The organism is Saprospiraceae bacterium, assembly GCA_026129545.1.
In the GTDB taxonomy this organism is placed as follows: Bacteria; Bacteroidota; Bacteroidia; order Chitinophagales; family Saprospiraceae; genus M3007.
This window is the reverse complement of the sequence record JAHCHX010000001.1, coordinates 1-24653: the sequence shown is the minus strand read 5'-3', so window position 1 is coordinate 24653 and position 24653 is coordinate 1. Positions and strand designations below refer to the sequence as shown.

Annotated in this window: 16 protein-coding genes; 5 read left to right on the top strand and 11 right to left on the bottom strand. The window is 56.1% G+C overall.

The features are described 5' to 3' along the window. The gene (locus KIS77_00080; protein ID MCW5920715.1) at positions 1-588 is read left to right on the top strand and encodes a Crp/Fnr family transcriptional regulator; all 588 of its coding nucleotides are present in this window, start codon (positions 1-3) and stop codon (positions 586-588) included. Positions 589-1194: 606 nt separating this feature from the next. Here the strand turns inward: KIS77_00080 and KIS77_00075 are convergent. Beyond that, positions 1195-2763, bottom strand: coding sequence for an NAD(P)H-hydrate dehydratase (locus tag KIS77_00075; protein MCW5920714.1), 1569 nt, complete (start codon positions 2761-2763; stop codon positions 1195-1197). Between the two features lie 169 nt (positions 2764-2932). On the opposite strand from KIS77_00075, the gene KIS77_00070 reads away from it, so the two are divergent. From KIS77_00070 to KIS77_00060, 3 genes are all read left to right on the top strand, one after another. Next, a complete protein-coding gene (locus KIS77_00070) occupies positions 2933-3370 on the top strand; it encodes a hypothetical protein (protein MCW5920713.1) in 438 nt (145 codons plus the stop codon). Then, on the top strand, positions 3339-4454 hold the full coding sequence (locus KIS77_00065) for a CoA transferase (protein ID MCW5920712.1): 1116 nt from the start codon (positions 3339-3341) through the stop codon (positions 4452-4454). Before KIS77_00070 ends, KIS77_00065 begins: the two co-directional genes overlap by 32 nt. A 122-nt stretch (positions 4455-4576) precedes the next feature. Then, positions 4577-5662 (top strand): Mrp/NBP35 family ATP-binding protein, encoded by a 1086-nt coding sequence (locus tag KIS77_00060; GenBank protein MCW5920711.1) that lies wholly within the window; start codon positions 4577-4579, stop codon positions 5660-5662. Between the two features lie 484 nt (positions 5663-6146). Here KIS77_00060 and KIS77_00055 read toward each other — a convergent pair whose 3' ends face one another. The 10 genes from KIS77_00055 to KIS77_00010 form a co-directional block, all read right to left on the bottom strand. After that, positions 6147-9752 carry a DEAD/DEAH box helicase gene (locus KIS77_00055; GenBank protein MCW5920710.1) on the bottom strand — a complete coding sequence of 1202 codons (3606 nt, stop codon included), beginning with the start codon at positions 9750-9752 and terminating at the stop codon, positions 6147-6149. Between the two features lie 56 nt (positions 9753-9808). Further along, a complete protein-coding gene (locus KIS77_00050) occupies positions 9809-10402 on the bottom strand; it encodes a Uma2 family endonuclease (protein ID MCW5920709.1) in 594 nt (197 codons plus the stop codon). Between the two features lie 124 nt (positions 10403-10526). Next, positions 10527-12848 carry a polyribonucleotide nucleotidyltransferase gene (gene pnp / locus KIS77_00045; protein MCW5920708.1) on the bottom strand — a complete coding sequence of 774 codons (2322 nt, stop codon included), beginning with the start codon at positions 12846-12848 and terminating at the stop codon, positions 10527-10529. Positions 12849-13433: 585 nt separating this feature from the next. Then, on the bottom strand, positions 13434-13709 hold the full coding sequence (gene rpsO / locus KIS77_00040; GenBank protein MCW5920707.1) for a 30S ribosomal protein S15: 276 nt from the start codon (positions 13707-13709) through the stop codon (positions 13434-13436). 758 nt (positions 13710-14467) lie between these two features. Further along, positions 14468-17224: an SUMF1/EgtB/PvdO family nonheme iron enzyme gene (locus KIS77_00035; protein MCW5920706.1), complete on the bottom strand. Its 2757-nt coding sequence runs from the start codon at positions 17222-17224 to the stop codon at positions 14468-14470. Further along, a complete protein-coding gene (locus tag KIS77_00030; protein ID MCW5920705.1) occupies positions 17221-18318 on the bottom strand; it encodes an SIR2 family protein in 1098 nt (365 codons plus the stop codon). The genes KIS77_00035 and KIS77_00030 overlap by 4 nt, the downstream gene beginning before the upstream one ends. Positions 18319-18370: 52 nt before the next feature. Then, positions 18371-19153 carry a nucleoside triphosphate pyrophosphohydrolase gene (gene mazG / locus KIS77_00025; protein ID MCW5920704.1) on the bottom strand — a complete coding sequence of 261 codons (783 nt, stop codon included), beginning with the start codon at positions 19151-19153 and terminating at the stop codon, positions 18371-18373. A 61-nt stretch (positions 19154-19214) separates the two neighbouring features. Then, positions 19215-19940 (bottom strand): site-specific DNA-methyltransferase, encoded by a 726-nt coding sequence (locus KIS77_00020; GenBank protein ID MCW5920703.1) that lies wholly within the window; start codon positions 19938-19940, stop codon positions 19215-19217. A gap of 146 nt (positions 19941-20086) precedes the next feature. Beyond that, entirely contained in the window at positions 20087-20407 is a 321-nt protein-coding gene (locus KIS77_00015) for a hypothetical protein (GenBank protein ID MCW5920702.1), read from the bottom strand. A 171-nt stretch (positions 20408-20578) separates the two neighbouring features. Further along, positions 20579-21613, bottom strand: coding sequence for a mechanosensitive ion channel family protein (locus tag KIS77_00010; GenBank protein MCW5920701.1), 1035 nt, complete (start codon positions 21611-21613; stop codon positions 20579-20581). Positions 21614-21753: 140 nt separating this feature from the next. Here KIS77_00010 and KIS77_00005 point away from each other — a divergent pair, with 140 nt between their 5' ends. After that, positions 21754-23637, top strand: coding sequence for a CocE/NonD family hydrolase (locus tag KIS77_00005; GenBank protein ID MCW5920700.1), 1884 nt, complete (start codon positions 21754-21756; stop codon positions 23635-23637). The last annotated feature ends 1016 nt before the right edge of the window (positions 23638-24653 follow it).

Genomic DNA, 24653 nt, shown 5'->3' with positions numbered 1-24653 from the left:
ATGCTCCACCCTGCCCTCTCCCACCTCCAAACCACCGTCCGACAAATCCTTCCGCTCGAAGGCGAGGCTTGGGACGATTTCGCCGCGATATGGTCGCCGTTCGAGGCCAAGCGCAAGAGCATCCTGACTGCTGAAGGCGACACGGAGAAATACGTCTATTTTGTGCTGGAAGGCGTGCAACGCGCATATTCGGTGGGCGACGACGGGCGCGAGGCGACGCTCGTGTTCACTTACCCCTACTCGTTTTCAGGCGTGGCGGATTCGTTTTTGTTGCAGCAGCCGTCGCGCTATTTTTTTGAAACCCTGACACCAAGCGTGTTCTTGCGCGCCACTTTTCGGCAACTGGATGAAGTGATGCTGAAACACCACACCGTCGAGCGGATGTTGCGCTTGGCCATCAGCCACACTTTGGCAGGGGTGTTGACACGGCAAATCGAGTTGCAGTCCTTTAGCGCCGAGCAGCGGTTCCGCGCACTCCTGAAACGCAGCCCACACATCCTTCAATTGGTTCCGCACAAGTATCTGGCAAGTTATCTCGGCATGGATGCCACGAACTTCAGCAAGTTTTTGGGGAGCGTTCGGGTTTGATTTTCAGTAGTTTCAACTCCAAACGCGCGTATTTTCAGAAAAGAAGGTAAAAAACATGGCCGCTGGCCCGCCCCGCCAGCAGGCGGGAGGTGAGCCGTCGCGTACCGTGACGCGCTAAGTTTTTACGAAAAAAAAAGATTGCAGGTCTGCGCCCACGGCATCGCACCAAGAGGGATTGTCGGTGATTGCTCCTTTTTCCAAATCGAATTCATGCCACATTCCCCAGTTTGTAATCGTAAATGAAGCCTTCCCGAACATCACAATCACGCATGAGACTCAATAATTTTTCGGTATCTTTTTTCGAGAGTGTTCAGAAAACTGTGTCATCCCAATGGAGACGATAAGAAAACACAGAGGCACGAAGGGCACAGAGTTTTGGTTTTCAATAATTTACATTCCTTTAAGCGCGGCGTGTATTGCGTAAAAAGAAAACACCCGGTATGGTTTGACACACTTTTCTGAACACTCTCCTTTTTTCGCCCCTTGCGTGTGTGTGATTTCAATAGACTTGTTAGGCCGTAAATCAACTTTGTGATAATTGCTTGATGGACTCTTGGCGCGTTGACCCCCACGATTACCAAATTGTCGTTCATGTGAATTTGAATTTTAGGCAAATTTAGTCCCTCTTTGCGATACCATCGCAAATTCATCGCGCATATCAATCCATGCCCTGCCCAGATAGTCCGTCAAATCACCCGCGATGAGGGCTTCTTGCCCCAGCGACTTCGAGGCCCAATCACCCGCCAGCCCATGCAAGCAAACCCCCAGCAGCGCAGCATCGCGGGGCGAATATCCTTGCGCCAACAAACCCGTCAGCATACCCGCGAGCACATCGCCTACCCCCCCGGTGGCCATGCCCGGGTTGCCCGTCGAGTTGAACCAACAAGCGCCATCAGGACACGCTATGGCCGTATGCGCCCCTTTCAGCACGATAAACACACCATGCTCTTCAGCCTTTTGGCGTTGCAAGGCATTGCGCTCGAAATCGTGCTTGGTTTTTCCAAAAAGCCTTTCAAACTCCTTTGGATGTGGCGTGAGGATGGCGTTGCGCGGCACAAGACGCCACCAATCAGGATGCTGCGCCAACAGGTTGAGCGCGTCCGCATCAAGCACCAAGCCCCCTCCTACCCCACCTTGCATGGTGGAAGATTTTTTGAGCAACTGTTCCAGCGCGGCAGCCGTCTCGGCCGCCTGACCGATGCCGCAGCCCACACACACCGCCGAGTAGGGCCGCAAATCGGGCACCGTCGTCCAAACCCGCGCTCGCTCGTCGGCGCTATACATCGCTTCCGGCACGGCGGTCTGCAAAGCCAAAAAACCACAACGCGGCGCGTGTACGCTCAACAAGCCTACCCCAGCCCTCAGACAAGCGCGGGCAGCCAACACAGCAGCCCCCATTTTGCCATAACTCCCCGCCACGAGCAGCGCGTGGCCGTAGGTGCCTTTGTGGGAGAATTTCGCACGCGACCGCAGCAGCACGGCAGCGTCCTTTTTCGTCAGATAATGAAAGGGGGTTTTTGTGTCGGAGCAGAAGGTCGGATGAAGGCCAATGCCGCCAAACGACCACTCGCCCACGTATTCGGCATTTTCGGGAAAAAAAAATGCGAGTTTGGGTGTTTCAAAAGAAAAAGTGCGCGTGGCACGCACCACAGCCCCCGCCTCCGTGTGTCGGTCGGCAAACAAACCGCTTGGCACATCAATCGAAACCACCTCGACAGGCAGCTCATTCACGAAATCAACCACTTGCGCCCACGCACCCGCCAGAGGACGAGTAAGCCCAGAGCCAAAAAGCGCATCAACCCAAAGCGCGTTTTCGGGAAAAACGAGGAGATGGAGCTGTTCAGGTGCCTTGACAAACACAATCTCGATATCCTTTGGAATGAGTTTTAATTGCGCCCGAAAGTCGTCGGAAGGTTTCCCGTTGAAGTCACAAACAAATACCTTTACATCGCGCATGAGCCAGTGCAGCAGCCTCGCCACTGCCACCCCGTCGCCGCCATTGTTGCCAGTCCCCGCCAATACGACAATGGGGCGTTGTGTATCGGGATACTCCCCTATCAGCCAGTCGGCAAACGCTTTGGCGGCGCGGTTCATCAGTTCGAGCGAGGCGATGGGTTCGTGCTCAATGGTGAAAGCATCCCAAGCCCGGATTTGTGCTGTGTTGAAGATTTTCATGCCGTGCAGGAATTATGTGGTGCAACAACCTCGCAGTTTTTTTCTACCATGACTCGCCAAGATTTCTTGGCTAGGATTGACACTCTTGATTTTGAATGGATTGAATTTTCAACCATGCTGAAAACTCGACAAAGTGAAGTGCCTCTTTTCACCCTCCAAAGTAAGCACCATGACACAAGCAAAGTTAGCGACATTGGAAGAAAAACTCCTGCATCCCGATGATTGGGACCAAGCCATCAACTACTTCTTCGACCACTTCGGCACCGAGCCGGCATTTCTCGAACTCAGCAAAAAAACACGGCTGCCCATCATTCTCACCATGATGGGCGAAATAGGCAAGCAGCTGTTTCAAAAAGAAGCCGTGGCGCTGGTGAACCCCATGATGTTCAAGGCAAAAGAATTCAACATGATACACGGCACCTGCATCATCGAGGAGCGACTCATCACCTTTGTCTATCTGATGAACATCCACAAGGGCGTGTTCAGCATCGCCAACCTCCAAACCAACAAGGTGGAACATTGCTCGCGGGTGTCGGCACTTCCACTCACCGAACTGAACGACGAACAAGAAATGTATGAAGAACCCTGGAACAGCAACCCCAACTGACTCGCTCCACGCTTTCTTTGCCAGCCTCAAAGTGGTGGAGTTCGCCAGCGTGTTGGCAGGCCCCGCAGTCGGGATGTTCTTCGCCGAGCTTGGCGCCGAGGTCATCAAAATCGAGAACCGAACCACCAACGGCGACGTGACGCGAGGCTGGAAACTACCCACAGAACCACCCTCATCACCAATCTCAGCCTATTTCGCCAGCGTCAATTGGGGCAAAAAACACCATTTGCTCGACCTCAACGTTCGCGCCGACCTTTCCATCGCCCTCCAACACGCCGCGCAAGCCGATGTGGTCATCTCCAATTTCAAGCCCTCCTCCGCGCGTCGGCTGGGCGTGGATGCCGAGAGCCTTCGCCGCCAAAACCCACGCCTCATCTACGCCCAAATCAACGCCTTTGCCGACCCAGAGGACGAAAGCCCTGCCTTCGACGTGGTGTTGCAAGCCGAAGCCGGGTTTCTCCACATGAATGGAGAGCCGCAGCGCCCGCCAGTGAAAATGCCCGTCGCGCTCATTGACATCTTGGCCGCGCACCAGCTCAAAGAGGCCATCTTGGTGGCCTTGCTCCACCGCGAGCGCACCGGCGAAGGCAGCACCGTCAGCACCTCGCTACTCGAATCCGCCCTCGCCTCGCTCGCCAATCAGGCCAGCAATTACCTGATGACCAGCCACATCCCACAGCGCATGGGCACCCAACACCCCAACATCGCGCCCTATGGCGACGTTTTCACCTGCGCCGATGGGCAGCCGATTTTGCTGGCAGTTGGCACGGAGCGACAGTTTCGCCAACTTTGCGCCGTGCTGGGTTTGGAAAAACTATTGGAAAATCCCGACTTTCAAACAAATGCCGCCCGTGTGCAAAACCGCGAGCGGCTAAACGACATACTGAGAAAAACTTTTGAAAAAACAACCTTGAACGAAGTAATGCTCCTTTTCAAAACCAACGGCGTGCCAGCCGCCCGCATCCGCGACATGAAATCAGTATTTGAAATGCCGGAAGCACAGGCGATGATTTTGGAAGAAAAAACAAAAGAAGGAATAGCCACGAAGCGCGTGAAAACCATCGCGTTTGAGTTACATCGGTGAACAAATACACCCCAATAGTGTCTCATCGCCCCAGCTAGCGTAAGACTTGACTGGTGCCAGCACGTTTTTGGGAAAAAAACGATTCATTCACCTCCATACATGGGTGAGCGCAATTTTCAAACATGGAAAAAGACAACATCCTCGCCGCCCTCCGCCAAGTGCGCGACCCCCAGACGGGCCGCGACATCGTAACGGCCGGCATGGTGCAAGACCTCGAAACAGAGGGGCACAACATCAATTTTAAACTCGTCGTACCCTCACTGCAAATGCAGGGCAAAGCGGAGTTGAACTTTGCCTGCATGGGTGCCATCACAGCCACATACCCACAAGCCAACGTCAACGTGCATTTTGTGGCCCGCACCCCCGGCAGTCAGGAAAGCACCAGCATCGTGCCCCACATCAAAAACATCATCGCCGTGGCCTCCGGCAAAGGCGGCGTAGGCAAGAGCACCGTCGCCGTCAACCTCGCCCTCGGCCTCCACAAACTCGGCGCCCGCGTCGGCCTCATGGATGCCGACGTGTACGGCCCCAGCGTCCCGACCATGCTCGCGCTCACCCATCTGCGCCCAAAGGTGCGCGAAGTGACCGGCGCGATGAAAATGCTCCCGCTCGATGCCTACGGCATGCCCGTCATCAGCATCGGCAACATCATAGAACCCGACCAAGCGGTGGTGTTGCGCGGCCCCCGACTGGCGGCCATCATCAAGCAATTTTTCAACGATGTCCTCTGGGACGAACTCGACTTCCTCGTCGTGGATTTGCCGCCCGGCACCGGCGACGTGCAGCTCACCCTTGTGCAGACCGTGCCCGTCACGGGTGTGGTGCTGGTGACGACCCCCCAAGAAGTGGCGCTGGCGGATGCCCTCAAAGCGATGAATATGTTCCTGCTGCCGCAAATCAACGTGCCTATCCTCGGCGTGGTGGAAAACATGGCTTGGTTCACCCCCGCCGAATTGCCCGACAACAAGTACTTTATCTTTGGTCAGGGCGGCGGCAAAAAACTGGCAAAAGAGAGCCAGTCGGTGCTGCTGGGACAGATTCCACTGGTGCAAAGCATTCGGGAGGGCGGCGACATCGGCACACCCGCCGTGCTGCAAAACGACAGCGCGGTGGCAGAGGCCTTCCTCACCGTGGCTAAAAACACCCTGCGTCAAGTGGCCGTGCGCAACGAAATGCTCGCGCCCACGCAGGTGGTGAAAATGGGGTGATGGGAGGGGGGACGGGCAGGGCAAACGCATCAAAATACAACCGGCCTCGGAGAGGTCAAATGTTGGTAGAAATGTTGTGTTTTTGTGATAATTATCACGACCTCGGAGAGGTCAAATGTCTATCGCAGCAAACAGGTCACCAATATTCGAACCCGCTGGGGTCGTACACACCGCGAAAATGGGGCGTTTCTACCAACATTTGACCTCTCCGAGGTTTGTGCTATTTTGATGCGTTTGCCCTGAGGGGGGCGGGATTGGCTTCTGCGATTAGCGACGACACCATACCGCAAAAAGCCTAACTTATGCCTGAAAGGCGGCGCATTGCTCTGTGCTTTGGAGCGGGAAAAAAGTCGCCCGACGTTGGATTTCCTCGCCAGCAAAATCCGGCTGGACAAAGCGCACTCTACGGGTGTATTCCGAGGAGAAGTACTGGAACCCATTTTCAGCGAAATCGGGAAAACAGCATAGTGCCTGAGATGTCGCATCACCCCAACCGAAACAAATCCCGCAACTCCTTGTCCGACAATTCCCCTATCCACGTCTCGCCGCTCGTCACCGTCAGGTTGGCGAGTTCTTTTTTCTGCTGAATCATCTTGTCAATTTTCTCCTCAAACGTCGCCGAAGTGATGAAGCGGTGCACCAGCACATTGCGCTGCTGACCAATGCGGAATGCCCGGTCGGTGGCCTGCGCTTCCACGGCGGGGTTCCACCAAAGGTCGAAGTGGATGACCTGACTGGCGGCGGTGAGGTTGAGTCCCGTGCCGCCTGCCTTGAGCGAGAGCAGCAGCAGGCGATGGCTCGGTTTTGTCTGAAAATCCTCCACCATGCGGTCGCGGGCGACGCGACTCACACCGCCGTGCAGGAAAGGCGTTACAAAGCCGAACCGCTCTTGCAACATGGGGACAAGCAAATCGCCCATCTCGCGGAACTGCGTAAAAACCAGCGCCTTTTCGTCGTTTGCCAGCAACTGTTCCACCAAATCCAGCAACAAGGGACACTTGCCGCTAAGCGCAGGGTCGGGCTTGCCTTTTTTCAGGTACTGCGCCGGGTGGTTGCAGATTTGTTTGAGTGCCATGATGAGCGACAGCACCAGCCCGCGCCGCTCGATGCCTTCGCTGTTCTCGATTTTTTTCATCGTCGCGTCCACTACGTTTTGGTAGAGCGCGGCCTGTTCGGGCATGAGTTGGCAGAACTGGTTTTGCTCCACCTTGTCGGGCAGGTCGCTGATAATCGTCTTGTCGGTTTTCAGGCGACGCAGCACGAAGGGCTGTGTCACTTTTCGGAAACGCCGCACTGCTCGTTGGTCGCGCTCGCCCTCGATGGGAATGGCGAAGTTGGTCTTGAACCGCTCCGGCGAGCCGAGGTAGCCCTTGTTGCTGAAATCGAACACGCTCCAATACTCGCTCAGGCGGTTTTCCACAGGGGTGCCGCTCATGGCGATGCGCACGGGCGCGGCGATTTTCTTCACAGCTTTCGATTGCTCCGCGCCGGGGTTTTTGATGTTCTGCGCCTCATCTATTACCAGCGCGAGCCATTTTTCTTTTTCCAATTTTGCCAAATCCGAACGCGCCACGCCGTAAGAGGTCAGCACCAAATCGGCCTCTTCCGTCGCCTTCAACGAGCGCGAAGGCCCGTGATACACCGCCGTCGTCAGCCCCGGCGCGAAGCGGGCGATTTCGCGTTGCCAGTTGGTGAGCAGCGTGGTAGGCACGATGGCGAGGGCGCGGTGTTCGGGCGTGAGCAGTCCTTCTTCCTTCAAACCCAAGAGCGTGGCGATGACTTGCAGGGTTTTGCCCAGGCCCATGTCGTCGGCCAAGATGCTGCCGAAGCCGAGCCGAGCGTTTTTGCGCAGCCACGAGTAGCCGCGATGCTGATAGGGGCGCAGGTTGGCGTTCAAGCCTGTGGGCAGCGGCATCAAATCGGTGGCGAGCAACTCGTTCATCAGGGCGCGGATTTCGGGTGAGAGGCTGATGCGCGTGCCTTCATATTCCTCGCTGAGGGCGATTTGCAGCAGTTCGGGGCCGGAAAGGGCGGGCGGTTTGGCGAGCTTTTCGGCCAGCGCCTTCATTTCTTTTTCATCAAAATAAACGTACTCGTCGCGGATTTTGACCAAACCGGCATAGCGCTCGAGCATTGCCAAAAATTCAGCCGCCGTCAGGTCTTGCTCGCCGATGGCGACTTGCCATTGGTAGGCCAGCATATTTTTCAGGCTGATGGGCGAATTGTTCAACACCTGCCCCACGCCTTTTTCCAAACGCAAACTCAACTGCGGGCGAATGATGCGCGACAACGCTTTTGGCAACAGCATCCGAATGCCGAACAGGTTGATGACGGGCAGCGTTTTGAACAACACATCGGCGAACACGCGGGCATCGAAGCGCAGGGGCTTTCTCCCTTTGTCGGCCAGCAACTGCCGCAGGGCGGGGAAAAACTCGGCCAGCGTGGAAAGGTCGCGCAGCAGGTCGAGCCGCGTTTCGGCAAATTCTTTTTTGACAAAAATCTCGCTCAACGACACGGGCGCTTCGAGCGGGCGGGTTTTGTCCTCCACTGCCACGCTCACCTCGAAATCGCCCGCCGCGCCTTCTTCCACCGCCAGCACCGGCACGGTGTTTTTTTCCGAAATAAAAAAACGGTTGAGCCACAAGGCCATGACCGCCGGGTATTCGCGGGTCTCGAATTTTTCAAATTTGACTGCCTCGCCCGTGAAAAACAGGCGACCGACAGGCGTTGTCAAATCTTTGTAATCCAGCCCGTTGCCCTGCTGGACGTAGTGATTGAGAAAAACAGAGAGCAACGCCTGCGGATAGTCGGCTTCCGCAGGCTCGGCCAAGTTGTCGCCGATTTCGTAGAGCAACAGACCCGGCGGCAACAGCGCGGTCACTTTTTGAAAAGTATCGCGCACGGCCTCGTTGAGCAGAGCGGGCAGCCAGCGCACGAGCAAACTGCCGTCGTCGGCGGCGAGCAATTGCGGCACAAAAGCACCGTGGCGGGCGAGGCTTTCTGCGAAGCGCCAAGTGAGCCACGCGCCGCGCAGTTCGTCGGGCAAAGCAGCCAAGCGACCCGCAGGAACATTGGTGAGCCACGCAATGAGTTCCTGCAAATCAGCCGTTTCGAGCAGGTTGTTTCCCTCGTCGTCGCCGACGAAGCAGCCTTGAAACTGCCCGTCGGGGTCGAGCATGAGGGCAACTATTTCGGGCCTCACCCCCGGTCCCTCTCCATTTGGAGAGGGGAGTTCGGCGGCCAGTTCTTTTCCGACAAATTTTGCCACGCCGGCGTACATTTTTTTCAAAATGGTTTTGAAATCGCCATCGGGGTAAAAGGCGGGTTTGTCGGCCAAAATGGTGAGCAGCGCGTCGCGGCAGTCGGGGATGGTGGAAAAGTCGAGCGAATCGAGCCTCTCCCCCAGCCCCTTTCCAAGGGAGAGGGGAGTGTGTCCCGGCCCTTTTCCGGTGGAGAGGGGGGTGCGCAGCGACGCGAGTGGTGTGGCAGCGATTTGGCGGGTTTGTTGCGCGGAAAAGCCTGCTTTTTCAAGGGCTGCGAGCAGGTCGAATTGGTGCAAATCGAAGACGAGGAAGGGGTTTTTGTCTATCTCGTTGGCGACGACGTAGATGATGGCGGCGAGGTGCTTGCACGGCATGGCCCAGTCGGGGCAGGAGCAGGAGGCCTTGAGGTCGCCCCAGCGGCGGGGGAAAATCTGGACGCCTTCTCTGGCGCAGGCATCGTTCAGTTCGGGCGGCAGTTCGCGGTTGAGCAGGCGGGAGAGCAGGTCGGGGTTTTCGCTGACAAGTTGGGCGACGGCTTGTTTTTCTTTTTCCGAGAAGGCGGGGATGGCGATGTTGATTTCGTAAGGGTGGTACCGACTGCCCTGCACTTCTGCGGCTATTTTGTTGCCCGAAAAACGAATGTCGAGCACCGAGCCGTTGCCCGCGTAGGCGCGCCCGCGCGGGAGGCGGTTGGCATCGCTGATGTTGTTGAAGGCTTCGAGCCACTGCTTGCCCCACCAAGTGCTGCCGGCGGCGCGGGCGTTGATGCGAATGCCTTGGTTCGGATTGAGAGGTTTGCGTTGGGGCTTCTTGTACCAACCGTACATGGGAGGGGGAGATTTTTTGGGGGTTGAAGGTAGGGGCAATTACGGCAATAAAAAAACTACTCCCCCTCCCCAAACGCCACCTTCCGATAAACCTCCGCCAACGGCACATCGCAATTGCTGATGCGCGGCACGTCGCCTTCTTCGTAAAATTCCGTGTCAATCCAGCGCTCGCCTTCTCGCTCCAAGATGCGGACGTGTTTTTCCTTTTGAGAAACAAAGACGATTTGGCGGAGACTGGGAATTTTCTTGTAAAAGCGAGTCTTGGAAGTTTTATCAACGTGTTCAGTTGTATCGGAAAGGATTTCGATAACGACAGAGGGGTTCAAAGTGGCTTTCATGTTTTTGGTGGCCTGATAAAACTCGTGCTTGCCGCACACGATGAGCAAGTCGGGGTAAAAGACATCCCGACATTCGCGCACGAACAACATCCGGTCGCCTATGTAAACCGAGCAATCTTTTTCGCGCAAACAGCCGCCGAGTGCCAAGCCCAAGTTGCTGGCTACTTGGCCGTGTTCCGGCGAAGTGTAGGCCATTGCTTCGATTTTACCGTCAATAAACTCGTGGCGGCGTTCCGCTTTGAGTTCAAACTCGAAATATTCTTCGAGCGTGACGCTTTTTTTGCTTTCCTGACTTTGTGCTGCTGCCGTCATGGTTGAAAATTTTGAACAAAATACAGTTTTTGAATAAAAAAAAGCCGGTCCGGGAAATACCCGACCGGCTTCCTATTTCGATAACGTCGGAAGGGTTCAGAACCCTTCCGACGTTTTAATCAAATCACCTCCCACGTCCACCGCCAAAACCGCCACCACCGCGACGGTCTCCGCCGCCGCCGCCGCCTCTGCGGTCGTCGCGGCCACCACCGCCGCCGCGGCGGTCGTCACGGCCACCGCCCCTGCCACCGTCGCGACCGCCGCCACCGCCTCGCTGAGCGCGGGCAGCGTTTTCTTCGTCGGTCGGCATGGTGCCGTCGGGCTTGGGCACGATAGCCCGGCGCGAGAGTTTCATCTTGCCCGTTTTTGGGTCCACGTCAAGGATTTTGAACGTAATCGGGTCGCCGGGTTTGAGCACCTCAGCGAGGTTTTCGATGCGCCGATGGTCGTATTCGGATACATGGAGCAGGCCGGTTTTGCCCTTGAATTTTATGAAGGCCCCGTATTCGGCCAGTTCTTCCACCACGCCTTCATAAATGGCACCGACTTCCGGCATGAACACAATGTCCATGATTTTGGCGTAGGCCGCGTCGAGCGAAGCCTTGTCGGGGCCGAAGATGGCGACTTTGCCGCCGATTTCGTCCTCGTCAATGGAGATGGTGGTACCTGTCTGGCGCTGCATTTCCTGAATGATTTTGCCACCCGGCCCGATGACCGCTCCGATGTAGTCGCGCCCGATGCGGAACTCGATGACACGCGGCGCGTGTGGCTTGAGGTCATCGTTGGGCTTGGCGATGGCTTCGGCCATTTTTGAGAGGATGTGCAGGCGGCCGTCGCGGGCTTGCATGAGCGCCTTTTCGAGCAGCTCGTAGGGCATCCCGTCAATTTTGATGTCCATTTGGGTGCCGGTGATGCCTTTTTCCGTGCCAGTCACTTTGAAGTCCATGTCGCCGAGGGCGTCCTCGTCGCCGAGAATGTCGGAGAGGATGGCGATGCGGCCTTTGTCGTCGGCAATGGCTCCCATTGCGATGCCAGCGATGGCCGATTTGATGGGCACGCCGCCATCCATGAGCGCGAGCGAGCCGGCGCACACCGTCGCCATCGAGGACGAACCATTCGATTCCAAAATGTCGGAGACGATGCGCACGGTGTAGGCAAACTCGTCGGGCATCACTTTGCGGATGGAGCGGGCGGCGAGGTTGGCGTGACCTACCTCCCGGCGGCCGGGGCCACGCTGTGGCCGAGCTTCGCCCACCGAGAAGGGCGGGAAGTTGTAGTGTAGGATGAAGTCGTCGTCGTACGATTTCAACGCATTGTCAATCAGCACTTGGTCTTGTTTGGTGCCAAGCGTGAGCGAGGTGAGCGATTGGGTTTCGCCGCGGTTGAAGATGGACGAGCCATGTGCTGAGGGCAGGTAGTCCACCTCGCACCAAATCGGGCGCACATGGTCGGCTTTGCGTCCGTCGAGGCGGAGGCCGTCGGTGAGAATCACATCGCGGATGATGTGTTTTTTGATTTTTTCAAAATAGCGGTCGGCGGTCGCTGCCCATTCTTCCCAAGCCTCTTCGCCGAGTTCGGCCTCGAGGGTTTCCATGATTTGGTCTTTGAGGTTTTCGGTGAACTCCCGACGGGTGTGCTTGTCGCTGGCGCTGCGTGCCATTTGGTAGAGCGGCTCGCTGACGAGCGCCTCGATGCGTTTTTTCAATTCCTCGTTTTCGGGGATTTCCGGCAGCGGGCGTTTTGTCAGGGCGCTTTCGCCGACCATTTCGGCGAGGCGTTCCTGCGCGGCGATTTGGTCTTTGATGGCTTCGTGGGCCACTTTCAGCGCGGCCACGAGGTCGGTTTCCGAACATTCGTTGGCTTCGCCTTCCACCATGGTGATGTCGTTTTTGGTGGCTGCCACGATGAAGTCCATGTCGGCGCGTTCGAGGGCGGCACGGCCGGGGTTGATGACGAATTGGCCGTCAATCCGGGCGACCCGGACTTCGCTGAAAAGCGCCTCTACGGGGATGTCGCTGGTGGCCACAGCCGCCGAGCAGGCGAGTCCCGCGAGTGCGTCGGGCATGGCATCCTTGTCGGCGCTGATGAGGGTGATGATGACCTGCGTCTCGTTCATGTAGCCGTCGGGGAAGAGCGGGCGCAGGGCGCGGTCCACGAGGCGGCTGATGAGGATTTCATAGTCGGAAAGGCGGCCTTCGCGGCGGAAGAAGTTGCCGGGGATGCGGCCTGCGGCGGCGAACTTTTCTTGGTAGTCCACCGAAAGTGGGAAGAAGGGTTGGCCTTCCTTTGCTTTTTTGGCGCTCACGACGGTGCAGAGCAGCATGGTGTCGCCTTCGCGGACAAGCACGGAGCCGTCGGCCAAAGAGGCGAGTTTGCCGGTTTCAAGCACGATTTCGCGTCCATCCGGCAGGTTGAAGGCGGTGCGCAACGGGATTTGCTTTCCCATATCTAAAAATGAGTTTGTGCGCCGGCAACCGTGCTCTAAGCAGGAATTGACATCGAGCGATGCCGCTGAGGAATGGCGAGAAGCAGTTCAAAAACCGAAAAAATCACACAAAGATGCAGGGCCTACATTGGGGGTTGAGAAAATTTGGAAATCGGGAAAGGCAGATGTGTCGCTTCAAATTTCCAATTTTTGTTTCCCAAATACACCTGTGTCTTTGTGTGGGGGAAAAACATCCCCGTTTTTGACAATCTTCCCTCGAACGTCCGCAGGGTTTGCCTCGTCAATTTGCCTTGTTTATAGTTGCCGGAGCGTGTGAAAAAATCAAGCGGGTTTTATCGGGGATGGTTTGTTACAGGTTCCAGTATATCGGGATGCCCCATGAAAGCGAGGGCAGCGGTGTTGGCGAGCGTGGCTGGGGAGTTTGTCGGGTGTATCGTAGTCAACGCGAAATAGTTTTGAACAAACAACTCTTACAATCCTCAGACAATTACGCGAATCAATCAAGAGCACTCTCAAATCCTCTATAACGCGGGCATAAAAATATCCGGCTGCCCCAATGAGGAGGGGCAGCCGGACGTGATTTTTTTATTTACGAAGACCGAGTTTCTCGATGAGCGCGCGGTATTTGTAAATGTCTTTTTTCGCGTAGTACGAGAGCAGGCTCTTGCGCTGGCCGACCATGGTGAGCAGGGCGCGGCGCGTGGAGTGGTCTTTCGGGTTGGCGCGCAAATGCGCCGACAGGCTTTCGATGCGGTAGGTCAACAGGGCGACTTGCGCTTCGGTGTTGCCGGTGTTTTTCTCGTCGCCGCCATATTCCTTGACGATGGAGGCGATTTTTTCCTTGGAATAGTAAACTGCCATTTTTTAATGAGAGAATGTGTGAGTGTGTGAATGAGAGATGCGTTCGCCAAGCCCGAATTTCAGAGGGTCAAACGGCAGTTTTTGCCTATCCATCCGGGTTTAGCGCGGGCAAAAGTAAGGCGAGAAAACGAGGAGGCAAAGGAATTGTTTACGAAAGTTTTGAAAAAGCGGGAAGGAAAGGGGCGTTTTCAGAATATAATTTGTGGGAGGGGAGGGTGATTTGATTTCCGAATGCCGATTACATGATTGTTGATTTTAGATGTCCCGCAGAGTGTTCAAAATTTCAAAAATTGGAAATCAAAATATCGAGAAAGACAATTTTCAATGCATCTGTCCTGCCCGCTCCTCCCCCTTCGCTTCTTCCCACAGCACGTCCATTTCCGTTTTTTAACGCCCGTGAACAAAAACCGCCCGGTCTTCGGCTAAGCTACCGACCGGACGGAATATGTTGTATTCGACCCCGACTGCCGCGGGATGCCGGACGCTTGTTAGAGCAAAATTGAGCCACCGGGTCGTCGTGAAACATCTCCGTGTCGCCGCTGAACGGCAAGGTCATTATTCTGACTGGCATATATCCGATTTTTCATGCGCTCATATATGCGCCCAAGTCCGGTAACCTCTTATGCTTCGCATATATCTTTAAAGACCTTCGGTCATATATGAGATGATGGCCTCGCCATACCAATAGCAATGCCATACTTCCATACTTGACCGCTGTGCGACATTTTTAGAAGGTAAAAAGGTAAAAAATCTAAAAATTAACGTGCCCTGGAGAGGCGGAAACCGTAGTCGACGCCGCGGAGGTCAGGCGTGTAGATGTAGCGGTCGGCGACGTGCGCGTAGTCCGCGCTGTTGCCCCACGACCCGCCGCGTGGGACGCGGTAGGAGCCTGAGACAGGGCCGCGCCGGTCTGTGAAAACGCCGTTCGGATAACTGTCGTACCAATCCTGACACCATTCCCACACGTTGCCGCTCATGTCGTAGAGGCCGAGCGCGTTGGGGCGCAGTTGTTTCACAGGGTTGGTGCGGTTGCCGCTGTTGAGGGCATACCATCCGACCCGTTCGAGCGTGTCGGAGCCTGCGTACAGGAAAGTATCCTGACGGGCGCCGCCCCGGGCGGCGTATTCCCACTGTGCTTCGGTGGGCAGGCGGAAGCCGTTGGCCGTGGAATCTTCCGTCACGTCGTAAGTGTCGGTATAGTATGTTTCATTTCGCTCCTGCCGGTTGGTCATCGCGTACACGGTGTCGAGGCCGTGCTGTCTGCTTGCCCAGTTGGCGTAGAGGCAGGCATCGTACCAGCTTACGTACACGATGGGGTTGTTGCCTTCCCATCCCCACGATGGTCGGGGCATGGTGTTTTTGTCGTCGAATATGTTTTTGCCCTGCGCGGCGAGGAAGAGGTTGTACTGCCACACGGTGGTTTCCGATTCGGCTATATGGAAATCGGAGAGGCGAACGCGATAGCCGTCATCGTCGTCCTGCAGGCAGTCGGCTGGTTTGACGCAGCCGGGTCGGAACTCGCCGCCTTTCACGGGCAGCATGAAGGGGTAGTAGCGGGCTTCGAGGAAGGCGAAGCGGGCGGGGCGCAGTTTGTTGAGCGCGTCGCGCAGGGCTTGACGCTGCGTGTTGCCGCTGGCCGACAAGTTGAAGCTGCCGAGGCGAGCGATGCGGCGCAGGTCTTCCTGGATGAGCGCGCCTTGTCCTGTTTCGTTGTAGAAATAGATGGGTTCGAGGAGTGCGTCGAGCACGGCGCTGCGGGTATCGTGGAGGGGGCTGCCGGGGGTGGCTTTGGCGGCGAGGTCAGCAGCGGAGCGGAGGAGTTGGAGCGCGCGCTCATAGTTGAGCAGGAGCATGGAGCGATGGGCGTTTTCCATGAGCAGCCGCACCACGTCGGCGGAGGCGCGTTCGGCCTCGGCGAGGTTTTGCCGGGCGAGTTGTCGTTCGGTTTGGGTTTGGGTTTCGGCAAGGGCAAGCCGGGCTTTGGCGGTGTCCACGCCTGCTTCGGCCTTGCGCACGGAGACGAAGAGGCTGTCGGCCTCGGCCGTTTTTTGGGCAACCTGTTGTTCTTTTTGCAGCACGAGGGCGGCGGCCTCGCTGGCTTGCTCGGACTTCAAATAGGCGAGAAAAGATGCGCCGATGGCTACGAGGGAGAGCAGGATGGCGCCTGCGGCCACGAGGCGGGCGCGGCGACGCGCGGCGATGGCTAGTTCTTTTTCGCGGCGCTGCTCTTCGGCTTCGCGGCGGAGGCGTTCTTTTTCTTCGCGTTCGCGGCGAGCGAGGGCGGATTCGGCAATGGGGCCCACGAGGGTATCGTGGCCGATTTCGTAGAGCATACGCCCCTGGTCGTCGCGCTCCACGCGCAGGAGGGAGGCTCGGGCGAGGCGCTCGAGCAGGTCGGGGGCGAATCCCTGGGCGACGAGGGCCTGCTCGGCGAAGGGCAGGCGGATGCCTTCGCGGCTGATGAGCACGTCTTCGCAAAGGCGGCGGGCGGCATCTTGTTCGTGGGCGGGCAGGCCGTCGAGGGTGTTTTCGTAGAAGTTGCGAAAGACGGAGCGGAGGTCGCCGAGGTCGGCGGTGCCGATGGTGATAGGTTGATTGGGCCGTCCACCGTCTGCCGTCCACCGTCCACTGGTTACGATGTTGTCTTCGACGTGTTTGCACACGATTTGGAGGGCGGAGGTTTCGATGCGGCCGCGCTCGTCGCGCAGGGCGTTGAAGATGGCGGCGATGGTTTCGGGGGCGTATTTGAAGGGCGGCGTGTCGAAACGGATGGTTTCCGAGTGGCGGGTGACGGTCTGCGGCAAAGCGGCGGGTTCGGCCATGGCCCGCTCGGCTTGCTGCTCGTCGAGGGCGTCGAGTTCGCAAGTGTGCTGGAGGAGGTTGGGGAGGTAGTCTTTGAGGCCGTTGAGCAGGCTCATGCGGTCGGAGCGGATGCTGAAGAGGACTTTGAGTTCGAAGGGCGTGTAGAGGGCATCTTCAGTTTGGGGGTCGAGGGCGGCGGCGGCGATGTTTTTTTCGAGGCGATTTGGCACGCGGCTGTAAAGCGCCTCGGCGAGTTGTTTTTTGAATTCGAGTATTTGCTCCGGGGGGTAGGTGAAGAGTTCTTCAAATTGGTCGAAAAAAAGGATAAATCGTTTATTGGCGGGCGATTGGAGGCGTTTGATGGCGAGCCAAAGCGAGGATTCGGCAGGAAAAAGCGCATCGGCGACGAAGGCATCGGGCGGCGCGACGGCAGATTTGAGGGTGTTTATGGTGTTCTGGGCGGGGGCTGCCGACTCGGCGTTTTTATAAGGGCCGAGCCGGATTTCGAAGTGGCGATACTGCTGCTCCGCTTCGAGTTTGGGATAGATGCCCGCAGAGAGGAGCGAGCTTTTGCCGTAGCCGGATTTGCCGTAGAGGATGACAATCTGCTCCAGGTCGAGCAGTCGGTGCAGGCGCTCGATGTCGGCATCGCGCCCGAAGAACAGGCTTTGTTCTTCGGTGCGAAAAGGTCGTATGCCGGGGTATCTGTTCATGTCAGTCCTTCGATTAAATGTTGCACGGCTTTTCGGATTTTGTTCATTTCCAGTTGGGCGTTGTCGCTGCTCACCACGCCTTCATGGATGGAGCGGCGGAGTTCGCTAAGGCGGCCAAGTTGGAAAGCGGCGTCTTGAGCAGCGGGTGTGCCCTCGAGTTTTTCGAGGATGCGGGCCAAGTGCCCTTGTTTGAGCCAGTCGCGGAGGGTTTGCTGGAGGGGAGCGCCTGCGTCGGCGCGCTGTTGTTCTTCAGCATCCCAGCGCGCGGCGAGTTCGTCGAGGAATTGGGCGGGAGTGATTTCGCCGACGAACTCGACTTCAAACTGGTCGGCAAAAAAGACGCGGGTTTCTTCGGCGACGGCGGGGTTGAGGGCGTACTGGCGGCCTTTGTTGCGTTCGGGGTTGAGCAGGCGCAGGAGCATTTGCATCGGCCACTGGTCGAACTGAAAGCCGACAAAGATGAAGTCGGTGGCGTATTTTAGGGTTTGGGAGAGTTCGATGTAGAGGTCGCTGGTGAGTTTTTTGTCGCCGAGTATCTGGCAAAAGAAACGAAACAGGTCTTCGTGGGTCAGCACGAGCGAGTTGTGGTCGCTGAGGATGCCGAACATATTGAAGACGAGGCGCGTGTCGCGCGGGGAGGCGCTGATGCGGTCGTGCGGTTCGGGGGTGCCGGCGTAGTCGTAATAACTGAACTGGTGAAGGATGCCGCGTTGCTCAAAGACGCGGCGCAGCCCCAAGTCGGGCAGGGTGCTGATGACGACGGGGAAAGGCAGCGCGGCGATGGATGCGTACATCGGCGCAACGCGATGTTGCCAGTCGTCGTAAAATTCCTCAAAGCGGCGCCACGTGCGGGTGCGGGCGGCATCGTTGGGGAAGAGGAATAGTTCGTCTTTGGGATAGACCATAGCCACGTCGCGTGGGAGCGAGCCGGGCAAGTCGGCGAAGTCAATGCCGAGGTGTTGGCACAGGGAAAGGAAGCAATTTTCGTCGGGCAGCAAGTCCGGACCGAGGAGGAGGACGCATTTTTGGTCGCGCAGGGCGCGGAGAATGTCTTTCCAGGCGATTTGGGCGGGGCTGACAGTAGCGGAGAGCATAGGCGTTTGGTTTTGTGGCAAATGTAAACAATTCGGCAATTTTTGAAAGTTGTCAAATTTGTGCCCGCTCTCCCTCCTTCGCCTCCTCCCACAGCACGTCCATCTCCGCCAACGTCATCTCTTTCAAGGGTTTGGGCGCTTGCGCCTCGATGTACTCGAAGCGGGATTTGAACTTGCGGTTGACGCGCTCCAGCGCCGTTTCGGGGTCCACGCCGATGAAGCGGGCGTAGTTGACGAGGGCGAACAGCACGTCGCCGAACTCCTCTTCGATGTCTTTTTGCGGAGCGTTGTTCTGAATGTTCTCTTGCAATTCGCCGAGTTCTTCTTCCACTTTGGCCCACACTTGTTCGGCATTTTCCCACTCGAAGCCAACTTGCTTGGTCTTTTCCTGCATCCGGTAGGCTTTCACCATGGCGGGCAGGCCGTTGGGTACGCCGGCAAGCAGCGATTTTTTGCCTTCTTTGAGTTTGAGTTGCTCCCAGTTTTGTTTCACCTCTTCCTCGTCTTTCACTTTTACGTCGCCGTAGATGTGGGGGTGGCGGGCGATGAGTTTGTCGCAAATCGCGTGAAGCGCATCGGCGATGTCGAACGCGCCTTTTTCGTCGCCGATTTTGGCATAAAAAACCATGTGCAACATGAGGTCGCCGATTTCCTCTTTGATGCCGGGCAGGTCGTTATTCAAAATCGCGTCGGCGAGTTCGTAGGTTTCTTCGATGGTGAGGTTGCGGAGCGATTCGAGGGTCTGTTTGCGGTCCCAGGGGCATTGCTCGCGGAGTTCGTCCATGATGGTGAGCAGGCGACCGAAGGCATCGAGTTTTTGCTGGCGAGTGTTCATGGGGCAAAGATAAAGGATGCGTTGTGTGTTGAAGCCCCAAAGGTGCGGCGCGAGATGAGCATCACTCAGCCTTGATGCGATACTCCCCGCTATCCAGCCGTTTTTTTGCAAACTCAAAATACTCCGGCACGATTTCGAAACCCACATAGCGCCGCCCCTCCAAGTGGCTCACCACCGCCGTTTGGCCCGAACCGAGAAACGGGTCGAGCACAAGGTCGCCCGGTTCGCTGCTGTACGCCAAGATTTTCCGAATCAGCTCGGCGGGCAATTTGGTAGGCGTTTTCACATCGCCGTTCCAATATTCGCGCGGAATCACCCACACGTCCTCCTTGTCTTTGTAGTGGGCGCTGCCGCCGTCGGCGTGTCGCTCTTCCTTGTCGAAGCGGGCGTAGGGAAAAAACTTGCGCTGTTTCTCGTCGAGGCTGCAAAAAAGGACGTGATAGTGCGAGGTGACATACTTTCGCTTGGTGACAAGCCCGAACTGGTATTTCCAAATCAGGTGGTTGACGAGCGTGAAATCCAGCTCGTCGAGCGCGATGAGCAAGTCCTTGAGATAGTTCCAGCCGGAGAAGATGTAGAGGCTGCCGGAGGGTTTTAGCACCCGCCGCACCTGCGAGAGCCATTGGCGCGTAAATTCCAGATAATCCGAGCCTTTCACTTCGTTGTAGCCCTCCAACACGCGGCTGCCTTTGCGGTTATAGTTTGCCTTTTTAGCCTGAAATTCGATGCCAAACGGCGGGTCGGTCAGCACCAAATCCACCGATTGGTCGGGCAGGCGGGCGGCCATGCCCGCGATGCAGTCTTGGTTGAAAATTTGATTGGAGAAATTCACCCGGCGAAAGACGGGAATTTTTGCGAACCGCACCAACAAAAACGGGCAGTCCCTTGCACAAGGAACCGCCCGAGGGTTTTCAGAAGCGTGGCAAAAAAGGGCTAACGGTCGAATTGGGTCATTGTTTTCCCGCCGATATTCACCGAATACTTGCCTTTCGGCAGCGATTCGATGTTCAGCGACCAATCGGTCGTTTTGGATGAAAGGTGTTTTTCCATGATTGGTTGGCCCTGTTCGTTCGTCACCTGCACCGTGAGGCTTTTCACCGACACTTCGTCTGTCATAAGCCAAATGCGTTTGGAGCCGACGACCACTTTGATGTCCGGGCCATTGTGTAGTGTGTTTGGGTTAGCGTTCGCGCTGATGGGCTGGAGGCCAATGACAAGGCCAACAAGTGCAGCCAATAATAATTTCGTATTCATAGCAGAAAGGATGATGTCGTGAAAGATAATTTGGTTTCAATAGACAACATCCGTTCCAGAATGGTTGCAGTTGATGCCAATTAACCGATTGACAACACAAATCCTTCGACGAACACCGCCAAAAATCATTTCCTCCCTCCCCCGTCCGCTTCGCTTGGCCGGGCAAGCACGTCAATCCCGTTTCCGCAAAAGCGCCTGCGTGGCATCGTCGAGCTGCAATGTGCGAATCGGGAAGGGGATATTGATGCCCTCCTGCTTGTAGCGAGCGTGCAGTGCCTTGATGAAATCGTGGCGCAGTAGAAATTGTTGGCCATAGTCTTTGGCCCGCAGCGAGACCCTAAAATTGATGCTCGAATCCCCGAACTCAACAAATCGGAAAGGCGGCTCAAAACCCTCCACCGCATTGGGGTGCGTGGTTTGGATACTTTGCGCCACCTCAAGCGTGACACGCTCCACGTGTTCAAGGTCGCTGTCGTAGCTGATGCCCACCTGAATCGGAATCGAAACCTCCGGCTCCGGCAGCCAAGTGTTGGTCACAATCGAATCCGCCAACTTGGAATTGGGCATGATGACCGTCTGATTGACCAATGATTTGATGGTGGTGCTGCGCCAGTTGATATCGTCCACATAGCCCTCCATCCCATTTTCGAGGCGAATGAAGTCGCCGATGCGGATTTTTCGGGAAGCAATGATTTGTATGCCGGAAAAAAGATTGCTCAACGTGGGCTGCAAAGCCAAGGCCACCGCCAGACCACCCACCCCCAATGCCGTGAGCACGGGCGTGATGGAGATGCCGAACGTCTGAAGCAGCACCAAAATGCCGATGACAAACACCACGACACGAGCCACGTTTTGCAGCAGGCTCGCCGTCGGCAGCAAACCGTTCATGTCCGACATTTTTTGCCCAATGAAGCGCCCAATCAGTCTAGCCAAATAAATGGTGACCGCAAGGATAAGCACCGATTGCCAAGTCACGGCAATCGTCTGCTGCCATGATTCGGGCAACTGATGGTAGCGCAGCACAAGACGCACCCCCACCCACAAGCCCACAAACACGCCCGCGCCTTTCAGCGCCCCAAAAACATAGTGGTCGCTGAACCACTTCCGCACCACATACCTATCCAGCATCCAGCCTAAAAGCAAGCCAAGGGCAATGCCCCCGACAGACAACAAAAAATCGAACATGAAAGCGTTGGAAAAATCCATAAGCAAGTAAGTGTTTTTGAATGTCGTTTGCCGCACGACAATGGTTATTTGCTGTAGATATTACACATTGCTAACGAAAAACCGACATCGCGGTTTAAAAAAACGCCATTTTGCGCCGCAAAAATCTCTGTGTCCAAGATATGTCCAAGCAATTTTACCTCTTTCTTTTTGTCGCTATTTGCTGTTCGGCAGCCTTGCCCGCACAAGACGCTGCCGCCGATTCCGCGTTTATCCGCGACCACTACACCAAACGCGAGGTAATGATTCCGATGCGCGACGGCACGCAACTGTTCACCTCCATCTATTCGCCCAAAGACCAGTCGCGCGACTACCCCATCATCATGCGGCGCACGCCTTATTCCTGCTCGCCTTACGGAGCCGACGCATACTCCACCCGATTTCAAAACATGCACCTCGCTCGCGCTGGCTACATCTTTGTTTTTCAGGACGTGAGAGGGCGCTACATGAGCGAGGGCGAATTCGTGGACGTGCGGCCTTTCAACCCCAACAAAAAATCGCCCAAAGACACGGATGAAGCCTCCGACACCTACGACGCGGTGGAATGGCTCCTCCAATATGTGCCCAACCACAACGGCAGGGTCGGGGTGATGGGCATATCCTATCCCGGCTTCTACGCCACCATGGCCGCTTTGGCTGGCCACCCGGCCATTCGAGCCGTGTCGCCGCAAGCCCCCGTGACCGATTGGTTCATCGGCGACGATTTTCACCACAACGGGGCATTCATGCTGATGGACGGTTTTTCCTTCTATTCGGGCTTTGGCAAACCGCGCCCCGAACCCACCACCAAAAGCAACCCGGGCTTTTCCGATTGGAACACGCCCGACAACTACGAGTTTTTCCTACGCGCAGGCGCCTTGCCCAATTTCTCGGAAAAATACGGCATGAAAGACATCCCCTTCTGGCAGGAACTCATGGCCCACCCAGACTACGACGACTGGTGGAAAGCCCGCAACCCGCGCCCCCATTTGAAAAACCTAAAACCCGCCGTGATGACCGTCGGAGGTTTGTTCGATGCCGAAGATTGCTTCGGCGCATGGCGCGTCTATGAGGCCATCGAAAAACAAAATCCCCCCTCCATGAGCAACCGCATCGTGATGGGGCCTTGGGTGCATGGCGGCTGGGCGCGCGGCACCGGCGAGCGATTGGGCAACATCTCCTTTGGCCAAGCCACCAGCCCGTGGTACGAGCAGCACATCGAATTGCCGTTCTTCGAATTTTACCTCAAAGACAAATGCGAGATGAACCTGCCCGAAGCACTCATTTTTGAAACGGGCAGCAATCAGTGGACTCAATACGACACTTGGCCGCCACGCGAAGCCAAACCTGCGAAGTACTATTTTCAGCAGGGTGGAAAATTGAGCGCCGCCCCGCCGTCCGCCGCCCAAAAACCAAGCCCTCCCCAATACGACGAATATCGCAGCGACCCAGCCAAACCCGTGCCTTACACACAAGACGTGCACCTGCGCCGCACCCGCGAATACATGACCGACGACCAGCGTTTCGCGGCCCGCCGACCCGACGTGCTGGTGTATCAGACAGCAACGCTGACCGAGCCAACCACCGTGACTGGCACCATCACCGCCGACCTATGGGTGAGCCTCAGCACAACAGACGCGGATTTTGTGGTGAAACTGATAGACGTGTTCCCCGACACACTCAAAGAAAGGGAAAACGGCGTCCCGCTCGGCGGCTACCAAATGCTCGTGCGCGGTGAAATCATGCGAGGGCGCTACCGCAACAGCTTCGAAAAACCCGAGCCATTCCAACCCGGCAAGCCGACACAGGTTCGCTTTGATTTGCCCGATGTGGCACACACCTTCCTGCCCGGCCACAAAATCATGGTGCAAGTGCAGAGCAGTTGGTTCCCTCTGGCCGACCGCAACCCGCAGCAGTTCATCAATATCTATCGGGCCAAAGACGAGGATTTTGTGCCTGCCAACATTCAGGTGCATCGTTCGGGTGCCCACGCCTCAGGCGTGATATTGCCCGTGCTGAAGCGATAAAGGCCGAGCGATATTGGAGCCTGTTTGCACGAGACTTGTTATGGCGGAGGCCCCTGCCAAAGGCAATGCCCTTCTTGCGACTGGCTTCCCGGGCGCCTCCACCTTCAAGGCAAACGCATCAAAATACAACCGACCTCGGAGAGGTCAAATGTTGGTAGAAACGCCCCATTTTCGCGATGTTTACGACCCCAGCGGGGTCGAATGTTGGTGACCTGTTTGCTGCGATAGGCATTTGACCTCTCCGAGGTCGTGTTAATACAGCCATTCTCGCGTTGGCGGGTTCTGAGGTGTCATCTCGGAAGCATGGAGGGGTGACATCTCAAAAACAAGCCGAGATGTCACCTTTTTCGTTCCTCAAAAGATGACACCTCATTACAAACCAAGAGTGGCTGGGCGAAACATAGAACGCTCGTGTCAACATTCCGCCCCGTTGGGGCAGTTAGAAGACTTGATTTTTAGCAAAATAGTGAGCCAAAATCTGTTTTTCAAAACTCGGGATGACACATGTTTAGGGCGTTCGCTCTCTACGCAATTAATAGAGTTGTTGGGGGGGGGGGCATCGGCGAAGGGGAAACCCACCACCCCAACAACAAAAAAAATAAAAAAAAATTAAAAAATGAAGATACTAACAAAAAAACGAGCAGAAGAAAGAAAATTCGAGAGAAGGGCCCCGAGACGTTGTGAGCCCCTACGAATGCTGAGAAGAACGGGTCCCCGAATCTTTTTTTACTTTTTGGAGACTTTGTTTTCTCTCTCACTTTCACGCTGGAACCTACAAAGATTCCGTTGTTGTCACCCTACTCACTTTTGCTTGATTCTCTTTTTTTTGTTCAAGTTGCAAAAAAGAAGAGAGCGCACTTTATTTTATTTATTTTCTGGTGGTGGAAGTGCTTTGTTCCAAGAGATTTTTTTTTCTAAAAAGCGATCAGTGAGAACCTAGTGCTCTTCTGCACAAACGTTCTGATTTTGTCGTGGAGGATTTTTTTTTTTGCGTCTTTGATTTTTGTATTTTGGAT